This window comes from Cloacibacterium normanense, assembly GCF_003860565.1.
In the GTDB taxonomy this organism is placed as follows: Bacteria; Bacteroidota; Bacteroidia; order Flavobacteriales; family Weeksellaceae; genus Cloacibacterium; species Cloacibacterium normanense.
In genome coordinates this window covers 1,970,414-1,983,056 of record NZ_CP034157.1, presented here as the reverse complement: position 1 = coordinate 1,983,056, position 12,643 = coordinate 1,970,414, and the positions used below count along the sequence as shown (strand labels likewise).

The 12,643-nt window shown below is 33.5% G+C and carries 9 protein-coding genes; 3 read left to right on the top strand and 6 right to left on the bottom strand.

Features of this window, described 5'->3' with window-relative positions; all coding sequences use genetic code 11:
- Positions 1-170: 170 nt before the first annotated feature.
- The gene (locus EB819_RS09065; protein ID WP_074650848.1) at positions 171-851 is read right to left on the bottom strand and encodes a type 1 glutamine amidotransferase domain-containing protein; all 681 of its coding nucleotides are present in this window, start codon (positions 849-851) and stop codon (positions 171-173) included.
- A gap of 202 nt (positions 852-1,053) precedes the next feature.
- The gene (locus EB819_RS09060) at positions 1,054-1,617 is read right to left on the bottom strand and encodes a Crp/Fnr family transcriptional regulator (RefSeq protein WP_069797984.1); all 564 of its coding nucleotides are present in this window, start codon (positions 1,615-1,617) and stop codon (positions 1,054-1,056) included.
- A 749-nt stretch (positions 1,618-2,366) separates the two neighbouring features.
- Here EB819_RS09060 and EB819_RS09055 point away from each other — a divergent pair.
- Positions 2,367-2,870, top strand: a complete 504-nt coding sequence (locus EB819_RS09055; RefSeq protein WP_069798538.1) for a hypothetical protein — start codon at positions 2,367-2,369, stop codon at positions 2,868-2,870.
- 111 nt (positions 2,871-2,981) lie between these two features.
- On the opposite strand, the gene EB819_RS09050 is transcribed toward EB819_RS09055, so the two are convergent.
- From EB819_RS09050 to EB819_RS09040, 3 genes are all read right to left on the bottom strand, one after another.
- A complete protein-coding gene (locus EB819_RS09050; protein WP_069798540.1) occupies positions 2,982-3,746 on the bottom strand; it encodes a TIGR03915 family putative DNA repair protein in 765 nt (254 codons plus the stop codon).
- A gap of 79 nt (positions 3,747-3,825) precedes the next feature.
- The gene (locus tag EB819_RS09045; RefSeq protein WP_069798542.1) at positions 3,826-5,082 is read right to left on the bottom strand and encodes a putative DNA modification/repair radical SAM protein; all 1,257 of its coding nucleotides are present in this window, start codon (positions 5,080-5,082) and stop codon (positions 3,826-3,828) included.
- Positions 5,083-5,230: 148 nt separating this feature from the next.
- Positions 5,231-6,706, bottom strand: coding sequence for a helix-turn-helix domain-containing protein (locus EB819_RS09040; RefSeq protein WP_069798544.1), 1,476 nt, complete (start codon positions 6,704-6,706; stop codon positions 5,231-5,233).
- 225 nt (positions 6,707-6,931) lie between these two features.
- Between EB819_RS09040 and aceB the strand changes: the two genes are divergently transcribed.
- Positions 6,932-8,503 carry a malate synthase A gene (gene aceB, locus EB819_RS09035; RefSeq protein WP_069798546.1) on the top strand — a complete coding sequence of 524 codons (1,572 nt, stop codon included), beginning with the start codon at positions 6,932-6,934 and terminating at the stop codon, positions 8,501-8,503.
- Positions 8,504-8,731: 228 nt separating this feature from the next.
- Positions 8,732-10,009: an isocitrate lyase gene (gene aceA, locus EB819_RS09030; RefSeq protein WP_069798551.1), complete on the top strand. Its 1,278-nt coding sequence runs from the start codon at positions 8,732-8,734 to the stop codon at positions 10,007-10,009.
- A 186-nt stretch (positions 10,010-10,195) separates the two neighbouring features.
- Here the strand turns inward: aceA and EB819_RS09025 are convergent, their stop codons facing one another.
- Positions 10,196-12,607: a glycoside hydrolase family 31 protein gene (locus tag EB819_RS09025; RefSeq protein WP_069798553.1), complete on the bottom strand. Its 2,412-nt coding sequence runs from the start codon at positions 12,605-12,607 to the stop codon at positions 10,196-10,198.
- Positions 12,608-12,643 lie beyond the last annotated feature (36 nt).

Below are 12,643 nucleotides of genomic sequence, written 5' to 3'. Positions count from 1 at the left end.
TTTTTAATACAGTTAAATGGAGTCAGGAATTTTACCTGGCTCCATTTTTTTATCATTTTGTGACATGTTGAACCTTTGCTATGTATAAAAGTTTTATCTAGATTATTCGAATAAAATTTCAATTGAGCTCAAAAAAAAGAGACTGAAAACAGTCTCTTTTGTATTCTTAACTATTGAAGTTTTTTAAGTTCTTCTAAAACAGCTTCGCCAACTGCATGAGCAGATTGAGGATTTTGTCCTGTTACCACTCTTTCGTCTACGGTAACGTGAGTCTGCCATAAGCCAGATTTTTCAAACTTGGCTCCGCGTTCAATTAATTTAGATTCTAATCTAAATGGAACCACATCATCCAATTTCACAGCAGCTTCTTCTTCATTGGTGAAAGCATTGATTTTTTTGCCATCTACCAGATATTTTCCATTGCTGAGTTTAATATTCACCAATCCAGCAGGACCGTGACAAACCGCACTTACGATTCCATTTTTTTCGTAGATTTTTTGTGCGATTACTGCCAATTCTTCATTATCTGGAAAATCCCACATCGTACCGTGACCTCCAGCATAAAAAATCCCCACATATTCATCAGGATGTACTTCTGCAGGGGTCATGGTATTCTGAATTTTATTTTGATAATACTCATCTGCTAAAAATCTTTCATTAACCTTATCATCTGGAGTATTTCCATAATATGGCGGGTTTCCACCTTTTGGACTCACGAAATCTATTTCGTAACCAGCATCTACTAATACAGCCCAAGGATGCGTAACTTCACCTAAATAATACCCGGTAGATTCACCAGTGTTTCCTAATTTGTCGTGGCTCGTAACCACGAATAATACTTTTTTGCTCATTTTGTTAGATTTTATTGTTTGTGCATTTACCATGTTGATTCCTAAAAAAAGAATACAACTCGTTAAGAAAATTATCTTTGATAAAAACTTGTTGTAATTCATTTTACTATTGATTTTTTAATGATTTGATAGTGCAAAGGTAAATGTAGCTCCCCACAAACAACAGGACCTACCTCACAACTTTTTTGTGACCTACATCACATTACACCGAAAGCCGACTCAAGGTTTCTCTGGAAACACCTAAATACGAAGCGATTAATGTTTTGGGCAATCGTTGTAAAAGTGTAGGATATTGAGAAATAAATTGTTCGTAGCGTTCTTTGGCATTGCTATTCAGCAAAGACAAAATCCTTCTTTGGAGTGCGATATAACCATTATTAGACTTTTTCCTGAAAAAATGTTCTATTTTATGCATATCTGCACAGAGTTTCTCTCGGTTATAGAGAGACAAAGTAAGTACTTCGGTAGATTCTAATGCATCAATGGTAAAAGTAGCTTCCGTTTGATTAAAATACGCCTGATAATCGGTAATCCACCAATCTTCCATTGCAAATTGCATGATGTGCTCTTTCCCTTCTTGATTAAGGTAAGATGCTTTTAACAAACCATTCATCACAAAATAATCATTTTGTACGGTATCTCCTTCTTGAATTAAAATCTGATGCTTTTTAAATTTTTTCAAGGTAAAATGAGACAGAATATACTCGAACTCCTGGTCAGTTAATGGCGTAATTTTCTCAATTTGACGTCTTAAAATCTCACTCATATTTTTATCATTCTAAATTGCAAACAAAAGAATTGTTCACTCCAAATGTAAACTATTGAAACCAAAAAATCCATCGCTCTTGATGGATTTTTTAAATATGGTAGATAAAATTCTTATGGATTGGTAGAGAAAACAAAAGCTATAGAATGATATCTTGGTCGTACCTATTTTTGTTTTTGAGGATTGTAAAAATCAATTGATAAAAGAAATCCAAAAAAAACAGTTTATTATTTTAATGAAACAACAAATCAATATCGCAAAAAAGTTTTAAGGATCTGAAGGAACTAATGCATCATACAACTCTATTTTTATTGTTAATTCTTTAGTCAAAACTATCACAGCGATGATTGCATTGAAATTGGTATGCTTAGGAAAATGGAATGTTAACGAACCTATATAAGAATACCATCCATTAAAATTGTCTCGCAGTTGAAATAAAAATTTTATTAAAAAAAATAAAACTGCAGCTAACGGTAACTGTTGCAAAACTCCTTTTTTAGAAAATAAATATAAAAAATCTCTTTAAAAGCAATTTTAGAGAGGTTTGTTTTTAAAATATTAAAATTTAGAGCGCTTACAATGGAGTTATTGAAGTTGTAAAGCATAGTTTTTATAAAAATTTTTAGTACATTTGAGTATGTGCAACATACACTATGAATTTGCAAAATCCTAAGAACGGAAGTAAACTTCCTTTTCGGGACTTCGCAAATCCGCCGAACCGTTAAGGCAATTTCATAAAAAAAACATATATGAAAATCTTTATTTTTTTATTGCTATTTTTTCTATTAGGTTGTAAGTCATATATCGTGGAATATGATAAGAATGGAGAACCTAAACTCGGAAAAAATATGAATTATACTTTTACTGAAAAACCAAGTGTGGAAAATCTAAAAAAGATTGATACAACCGCATATTATATACAAATATTTGAAGAAAGATATTATAATGAAGATGAAATAAAAAATCCTATGGTTTTGGAATTTCATAATGACGGATTTTACAAGGATTCTTCTTTAAAATATTACAAAAACTTTTCTTACAGAACTAAAGAAACAATTTGGAGTGGAGGAAAATACAAAGTTTCAGGAAATACTATTGAACTTGAATGTTTTGCTCCGTCAAAAGGAAGTAAAACTAAAATTTATAAAAGAACATTTTTAAAAGGCAGAATTGTAGATGATAAAATAATTTTTGATGACAAAAAAAATAATAGTTTAATATCTGTATATCAAAAAAAACATAAACTTGAATAAAAGAAACTGCCTACAACATCGATAACTGTTGCACAACTTCTTTTTTTTAGAAAATAGTTTTCAAAAACATATATTTTGACCTCTTTAGAAGCAATTTTAGAGAGGTTTGTTTTAGTACTTTTCAGTTAAGTATTTCCAATAACGTTTCGGAACCCACTGAATATGAAGTTTCATGTTTTTTCTTTCAGGAATTCCTGTTTTTACAAAGTAACGTTGCCAAAGTGTTTGGTATTTTTTCTCTTCCTCGTGATGGAATTGTTCAGAATTTCTGAAATTTTGCAATTGAGAAGAATCAGGCGTGAAAAAATGAACTTCTTTTAAATCATAGAAAATTCCGTAATGTCTTTTCAAATCGAAAATCATCCATTTTTGGTCAGCGTATCTTTCTTTAAAATGTTTTCTAATAAGTGGTAAAACATTAAAATCAGGTTCTATTTTGGCAAAATACACTTCGTCTTGTAATAATTCAAAACGTACAAAAGCCAGCATTCTGTGTCGTTCTCTACTTACGCTTCTGCAAATTTTAGAAATTTCTAGAATATCTTCATTCCCAAAATCTTGTAAAATATTTTGTTTTGGATGTTTTATAGAATGTCGAACTGCGCTCAAAATTAATCGTTCAAAGTCTTTTCTCTCCGAGAAATAAACCATCATGAGTTGAGAAATGCCTTGCTTTCCTAGGTTTTGATCTAATTTTTTCAGAACTCGGTCAGATTTGGTAAAATCAGTAATCACTTCATGCGTTTCTGCAAAGAAATTCTCTTGACTGTAATTTTGTTGAGCCACAATTTCCACCACATCATATTTGTACTCGAAAACTTCAAATACAGTCGTCATTAATCCTTCAAAAGTGGAATCGTAGAGTAGGGTGGTCAATTTTTATTAATGATAATAAATTATTAATGAAATATAAATGATAATCTTTGTAATTAAATATTCGTGTATTCGTGGCAATTTAAAACAAACTCAACTGCTCCGAAAACGGATTTTGCCATTTAGATTTCATTCCTTTTACAATGATTTGTCTGAAATTCTGCTCGTCAATCAATCGGTTGAAAATATTTTGACTTTCAAATTCTATAAAATATTTGGCTCTGTTGGTCGCAACACCCATTTTTTTGAGGTGTTCTAAATTCAGTTTCTGAAATTTTCTCGCCATCAGAATTTTATTTACAGAAGTTACGCCCACTCCAGGAATTCTTAACAGCAATTCTTTCGGAGCAGTATTGATATTTATTGGGAATTTTTCTCTGTTTCTCAGCGCCCAAGCTAATTTTGGGTCTACTTCTAAATCTAGAAACGGATGGTTTTTGTCTAAAATTTCATTAGCATCAAAACCATAAAAACGCATCAACCAATCCGCTTGATACAGTCGGTTTTCCCTTTGCATCGGAACTTGCGCATGAATGGAAGGTAAATTTTTATCTTCTAAAACAGGAACGTAACCAGAATAGTACACCCGTTTCATGTTGTAATTTTGGTAAAAATGTTTGGCTACATGAATAATTTTGAGGTCGGTTTCATTGGTTGCGCCTACAATCATTTGGGTAGATTGACCAGCTGGAGCGAATTTCGGAACTTTTCTGAAAATTTTTCTTTCTTCTTGATAAACCGTTAAAGCATTTTTAATAAAACCCATCGGTTTTATCATGTCTTGATGAGATTTTTCAGGAGCGAGAAGTTTTAAGCCAGATTCTGTAGGAATTTCCAAATTAATGGAAAGTCTGTCTGCATACAGGCCAGCTTCTCTAATTAATTCATCACTTGCGCCAGGAATGGTTTTTAGGTGAATGTAGCCATTGAAGTTATGCTCTTCTCTCAGTTTTTTGGCAATTCTCACCAATCGTTCCATGGTGAAATCTGCATTTTTAAAAATTCCAGAGCTTAAAAATAAGCCCTCAATATAATTTCTGCGGTAAAAATTCATGGTGAGATCTACCACTTCTTCCACCGTGAAAGCAGCCCGTTTTATATCGTTTGATTTTCTGGAAACGCAATATAAACAGTCGTAAATGCAATGATTGGTCAAGAGAATTTTGAGCAAAGAAATACATCTGCCATCTTCAGTAAAGGAGTGACAAATTCCCGCAGTATGACTGTTGCCTAGTCCGCCCTTGTTTTTACGATTTCCACCACTCGAAGAGCAGGAAACGTCGTATTTAGCAGCGTCTGCAAGGATTTCTAATTTTTCTTTTATTCTGTCGAAATTCATAATCTTCTCAGGTCAAAGATAGTACCAACAAAATAAAATTTCAATAGATTTTGTCTAAAGTTATCCGCAAAAAATGTTAAAAAGAAATAATTGTAATAGTTAATTTAAATCTTAACAAAATCGCAAATCACAAATCACAAATCGTAAATTAAAGCACTTCTTTTCTGATTTTTGCAATCGCTTTTTTCATGCTTTCATTGAAGTGTTCTTTTTCTAATCGGGTTGGTGGTGCTTTTCTTACTTCGCAATCAGAGATGCTACAAGTTTCGCAGGTTACGCCTACATCTTCAGATTTAATGCTGTCGTTTTTCGCAAATTTTATTTTTTTCAAAGAGTTTGAATTCAGTAAAATTCCCAAGCAGTAACTTCTGTTGGTTCCGTCTGAGAAAGGATTTCTGTGCGAGGTAGAAATGACCAGATAGCTCAGTCCAGAATCTTTGTAATGGGAAATTTGTGCAGAAGTTGCGGTCTCGTTTTCTTTTAGTTCTTTTAGATTTTTAATGGCAATCCAGCGTCTGCAATAATGTTCGTTAGTCGCATTTCCGTGAGGAGCTTGTTGTTGATTTAGGTGTAATTCCTTGAGAATTTGAACTTTATCTGTATTTTTCTTTTTGACGAAACACAAATAAAATAAGTCTTTTATCCCAAATTCTGCTGAAAGTAAATTGGTTAATCGGTAATAAAAAGTTTCAGGAGAATTGGTGAAATGAGCGATTAAATCATCAAATTTTTGAGAATTAAAGTCTGGTTCGTCAAAGAATTCTTCTGTTTTTTCAATCAATTCATCTTTTGGTATCAGAATACAACCTGCAAAATAGGAAGCGTAGAAATTGCTCAATAATTCTTCAAAACTGGTAAAATCTAACCAAGAATAAGTATTTGGTCTTGGATTAAGTTCTAAAACTTGAAACCCAATTTCTTTGGCTAGAATAAAGGTTTTTTGATTCTCGTCAAGCAAACGATTCAGAAGCAATAATTTTTTCTCAGGAACGTAAAGCGAACGAAGATGATTTAAGGTTCCGTATTGTTCAAAATCTTCGGATTTTATTTCATAGTCGAAAACATCAATCAGGATTTTTTCTAAATGTTTGATGTCAATATTTCTCCCAAGCTTTAATTGATTTTCTTCGGCGAAATTTTTGGCTTTTTCTTCGATATCGGGGAAGTGATTGTCGTATAATTCTTGAAAACTTCTCACCACGGCGAAGTAAAAACGCTCTTTTCCGAGATTGTAATTTTGAGAAATTTCAATCAAAGTGTTGATAAAAGCAGTTACTTTTTTGGGCGCTTCACTGATGATATTAATGAGTGTATTCTTATTGATTCCAAAAAGTTCTAGAGGAATTTCTTTGAAGAAATCACTTTGTAAAATCTCACTAAATGGAGCGAGGTTTTTATCCAATTTGGTAGAGACTAGATCGTCAAATTTACAATTCAATACATCGGCTAACTGAATGATTTTGTCATGTTTAGGGTATTTTTTTCCGTTTTCTATTTCGTTGAGATAAGATTTAGAAAGTTTGGTTTTGTCTGCTAAATCTTGCAGAGACCAATTTTTCTTTTGTCTCTGTTGTCTCAGTTTTAAACCAAAAACGGTCTTGATAAAATCACTTTCGCTACTCATAATAAAATTTTTATTGAATCTAAATAAGTGGTAAAACCCTTTGAAATTCAAAGATAAGAAATATAAGCGATTTTTCGCATAATAATTTTTTATAAAAATTTAGCGAACGTTCGCTGTAAGTGAAAATATTTTCTATATTTGCAAAAGAACAAATTCAAAATCTATTCATTTCGTTTCAAATAAAACTAATAACCACATTTTTTTGAAACCACAACAAAATATACTATGGAATCTAATTTTAAAATAACAGCCGCTCATCATTATCCCGAAATTTTCTCGGAAGAATTGGTGAAATTTTTGGTTCACTTGCATAAAAAATTTAATCAAGACAGATTAGAATTGTTGTCTGCAAGAAAAATGGTACAACAAAATATAGATGAAGGTGTTTTTCCAAAATTTCCAGAAGAAACCGCAGGAATTAGAGAAGAAAATTGGATATGCAGCAGATTGCCAAAAGATTTACAAGACAGACGTGTAGAAATTACAGGTCCTGTTGATAGAAAGATGATTATCAATGCTTTGAATTCTGGAGCGTCTACTTTTATGGCAGATTTCGAAGATTCTAATTCGCCAACTTGGAAAAATTGCATGGAAGGTCAAATTAACCTTACGGATGCGATTAATAGAAAAATAGATTTTGTAAATAAGGAAGGTAAACCTTATCAACTTAATGAAAATTTGGCAACGCTAATTGTAAGGCCAAGAGGACTCCATTTAGAAGAAAAAAATATTACAATAAATGGAGAAAAAGCTTCTGGCTCTCTGATTGATTTCGGAATTTATTTTTTCAGAAATGCGAAGAAATTATTAGAAAACGGAAGTGGTCCTTATTTCTATTTACCAAAATTAGAGCACTATAAAGAAGCACGATGGTGGAATGAGATCTTCAATTTCTCACAAAATTATTTAGGTATTTCTCAAGGCACTATTAAGGCCACAGTTCTCATCGAAACCATTACTGCTTCTTTTCAGCTCGATGAAATTTTATACGAACTCAAAGAACACAGTTCTGGACTCAATTGTGGAAGATGGGATTACATTTTCTCGTACATCAAAAAATTCAGAAATCACAAGGAATTTTTAGTTCCAGACAGAGATCAAGTGACCATGACTTCGCCTTTTATGAGTGCCTATTCTAAACGGGTAATTCAAGTTTGTCATAAACGTGGAGTTCATGCAATGGGAGGAATGGCAGCGCAAATTCCAGTAAAAAATAATGAAGAAGAAAACGAATTGGCATATGCAAAAGTTCGTGCAGACAAAGAGCGTGAAGTGAAAAACGGTCACGATGGAACTTGGGTAGCTCATCCTGGTTTGGTTCCTGTAGCGAAGAAAATTTTTGACGAATTTATGCCAACACCAAATCAAATAGATAAAAAACACGAAGATTATCATATTTCAGAGGCAGATTTATTAGAAGTTCCAAAAGGTGAAATCACCGAAAAAGGCGTGAGAAAAAACATCAACGTTGGAATTCTTTATATAGAATCTTGGCTCATGGGAACTGGTGCGGCTGCATTATATAATTTAATGGAAGATGCTGCCACTGCAGAAATTTCTAGAACTCAAGTTTGGCAATGGCTAAAAAATCAAGCAAAACTTAATGACGGAAGAACATTGACCCAAGAAATGGTTCTTGAATTTGAGAAAGAAGAACTCGAAAATATCAAAAAATATGTAGGCGAAAATCGTTACGAAAAAGGAAAATTCGATTTGGCAACAAAACTCTTTAATGAGTTGGTTTTCGATGAAAATTTTGAAGATTTTTTAACCTTAAAAGCGTATCCGTTTATTTAAGAGCCAAGTAAAAAGTAAAAAGAGCCAAGAAAAAACTCTGTGTTAAAAAAGAGGAAAAACCTTTGCGGACATTGCAAATCATCTTTGATGATTCTTTGTGAACTTAAAAATATTTTCAAGAAAAATAAAAAAAATCTTTGCGCGCTTTGCGTTAAAAAAATCAGTGTTCTCAGTGAAAAACTCCATGAACGCTGTGAATTAAAATAAACAAAACAAACCCAAAATATCATGAACAGACAAGAACAAATCCAAGCGCTCGAAAAAGAATGGAGAGAAAATCCAAGATGGAGCGGAATTACAAGACCTTATTCGGCTGAAGAAGTGTTAAAACTCAGAGGAAAGTACAAGTTAGATTATACCATCGCTACTCAAATGTCTGAGTTGCTTTGGAAAAAGCTAAACAATCAAGATTTTGTTGCAGGTTTAGGTGCTTTAACAGGAAATCAGGCAGTTCAAGAAGTGGATGCAGGTTTAGAAGCGATTTATCTTTCTGGTTGGCAAGTTGCCGCAGACGCGAATCTTTCTGGAGAAATGTATCCTGACCAATCGCTTTATCCTGCGAATTCGGTTCCTGCTGTGGTTAAAAAAATCAATAATGCACTTTTGAGAGCAGATCAAATTCAGTCTGTAAATGGAGGTGGTGAAAAAGATTATTTGGTTCCAATCGTTGCAGATGCAGAAGCTGGTTTCGGAGGAAATCTGAATGCTTTTGAATTGATGAAACAAATGATAGAAGCTGGTGCAGCTGGTGTTCACTTCGAAGATCAATTGTCTTCTGCTAAAAAATGTGGACATTTGGGTGGAAAAGTTTTGGTTCCTACTCAAGAAGCGATCAATAAATTGATTGCAGCAAGATTAGCCGCAGATGTTTGCGGAGTTCCTACGGTTTTAGTGGCGCGAACAGATGCAGATGCAGCAGATTTATTGACTTCTGATATTGATGAAAGAGACCATAAATTTGTAACTGGTGCAAGAACTTCTGAAGGTTTCTTCCAAGTGAATTGTGGTGTGGAGCAAGGTATTGATAGAGGACTTTCTTATGCGCCTTATGCAGATTTAATTTGGATGGAAACTTCTAACCCAGATTTAGATTATGCAAGAAGATTTGCAGAAGGAATTCATGCGAAATTCCCAGATAAAATGTTGGCTTACAACTGTTCTCCATCTTTCAATTGGGCAGCAAAATTAACCGTTCCTGAAATGGAAACATTCCGTGAAGAATTAGCAAAAATGGGATACAAATTCCAATTTATCACTTTGGCGGGTTTCCACGCTTTGAATACTGCAATGTTCGAATTGGCATTGGCTTACAAAGAAAGAGGAATGGCGGGTTACAGCGAATTACAGGAAAGAGAATTTGCATTACAAGCGAAAGGTTTCCGTGCAGTGAAACACCAAAGTTTCGTGGGAACAGGTTATTTTGATGCGGTTCAAACCGTTGTTACAGCAGGAAATTCTTCTACAACAGCTTTAGCTGGTTCTACGGAAGCGGAGCAGTTTCATTAATCAAGAGCCAAGTAAAAAGACTCAAGTAAAAAGTAAGAATATAGTTTAAAAGGATTCTTAAATTTTAGAAAATAAAAAATGATTTATTCATAATTCATTTCCATTTGTCACTCTTAACAAACAAAGAGTCCATAGTTTTTAATTTGTTGAAAAAATCGCCTCGCAATTTTGCGAGGCGATTTTAATTTATAATTTTATTTTCACTTTACTTTCTTTCGCAGAATCCCAAACCAAATTCACTTTCAAAGTTTTCTTCTCAGAATCATAAGTGTATTCTAATTTTTTACAACCTGCTTTTATAGAATTTGGATTTTTAGAAACATGGTGAATAACGAGTTCTATATTTTTAGATTTTGCAGAAAAGTTAGCACCAACTTCATTTCCCAGTTCAAAAGTAATGGTTTTTCCGTTGGTTTTAGCTTCAAATTCCATCATTTCAAATTGTCCTTTTTCGTAGGCTCCGTTTTGTAAACCATCGTCATTGTACAATTTAAGTTTGGTTTCTTTTACTTTTTCGTCAAAATAATAATGAAGAATCAATGTATTTCCATCATATTCCTTGGTAGATTGCATCGGTTTCGCCATCGGAATTATCGCTCCAGCTCTTACAAAAGTTGGGATTTTATCTTCTTCTGTGGCAAAAGTCTGAGTAGTTCCGCCTAAAATTTTCTCATCGGTATAGAAATTTACCCAATCAGAATTTTTAGGAAAATAAATGCTTTGTTCTTTTTGTCCTTTATTTAAAATCGGAGAAATTAAGAAATCTTTGCCCCAAAAATAAGCGGTATTATACGTGTACAATTTTTGATTTTCTGGTTCTTCAAAAAATAATGGTCGCATTAAAGGAGTTCCGTTTTTATGATTTTCGAAAACCAAATTGTAATTATAAGGAAGCAAAGCGTAACGCAATTCAATCGCTTTTTTGGCTAAATTTTTTGCTTTTTCGCTTCTGTAAACCGGTTCGCTTGGTACATTTTCATCAGCGTGAGGTCTGTAAATTGGGTTAAAAACGCCATATTGCAACCAACGAGCATACAATTCATCGTCTTCATTTTTTCCTGCAAAACCTCCCAAATCACTGTGCATAAAAGCTATTCCTTGTAGTCCCATTTGTAAAGAAATATCGGGTTGACTTTGCAATCCGCCCCAACTTCTAGAAACGTCGCCACTCCAAGGAACGAGCCCATTTCTTTGAGCTCCAGAATAACCTGCTCTCATCAAAATAAACGGACGAGCATTTGGTGAAGTTTCTGCAAAACTTTCTTTCACTAATTTCGCCCAATCCATTCCGTAAATATTGTGAACTTGGTCGCCATTTTTTCCGTTTCCGTGAAGAATGGTAGAAGGATGAACTTCTGGCTCACCTAAATCTCCCCAAATTCCTGTAACGCCTTGATTCAATAAGTCTTTGTAAATATTTTTGAACCAAGAATTTCCTTTTTGACAGTAAATGTCAATCAAACCAGTGTGCCCGAAATAAAAATCGTACATAAATGCTTTTCCATCGTTGTTTTTTGCCAAAATATCTTTGTCAAGAGCTTCCTGATAACGCGAAGAAGTATTCACCACGAAAGGTTCGGTGATGAGAATGGTTTCTACGTTGTTTTTTCTCAAATCATCAATCATTTGTTGAGGTTTTGGGAAATTATCTTTGTCCCAAGCAAAATTTCCGAGCGTTCCTTGAATAGATTTTCCGAACCAATATAAATCTAAAATAATGGCATCAACAGGAATATTTTCGGCTCTGAATTTCTCTATGGTTTCCACGGTTTGTTGCTGTGTATGATATCCAAATCTGCTCGAAAAATTCCCTAAACTCCATCTTGGAAGCATGGGTTGTTTTCCTGTTAAATTGGTGTAATTTTTAACCAAATCTTCCCAAGAATTTCCTGAAATGACTTGATACACTTTTCTTCCAGAAACCGTTTCGTAAGTCAATGAATTGTCTTTTTTGCTGTCTAAATCGAGGTAACCAATCGGTGCATTGTCAAAATGAATCAAATATTTTTTACTCGAAACTACAATAGGCATCGTGTAATTAAGCAATTCAGATTTGGTTTCGTAGCCGTAATGAGCACGATTGTATAACATTAATCTGTTTCCGCGACGATTCATTCCGAGTGCTCTTGCTCCAACTCCATATAAAACTTCGTCTGGAGAAAGATTGAAATTTAATGTTTCAAAATTTTGTGGATGATTATTGATTTCGCCGTTTTCATAAGTTCCGTAACCATTTTTTTCAGAAATCAAGAGTTCATCTCCTTTGTAATAAGAAATTTGAAAAGGCAATTTTTGAATTTTTACGGTAATTCCAGAAGTTTCAATCCATGCAAAACCTCTGGTTTCTCTGAAATTGTATTTTACAGATTTTGGAGAGAGAATTACGGCGTGAGAATTTTCTGCAAGCGTTTGATTTTTTGGGATAAAAGCCGTTTCTACCATTTCTGGCGAATAAAATTTTACTTGATACAATCCGTCATTGACAGAAATTTCGGCGGTGTTATTTTTAAATTCAATTTTTTGAAAAAATCTTTGATTGTTTTGTGCGAAAAGACTTGTTGCAAAAAAAAGCAACAAAAACTTGAAAAGGTGTTTCATTTCCTAAAGCATTAAAATTTGTTAGCGTAAAGGTAA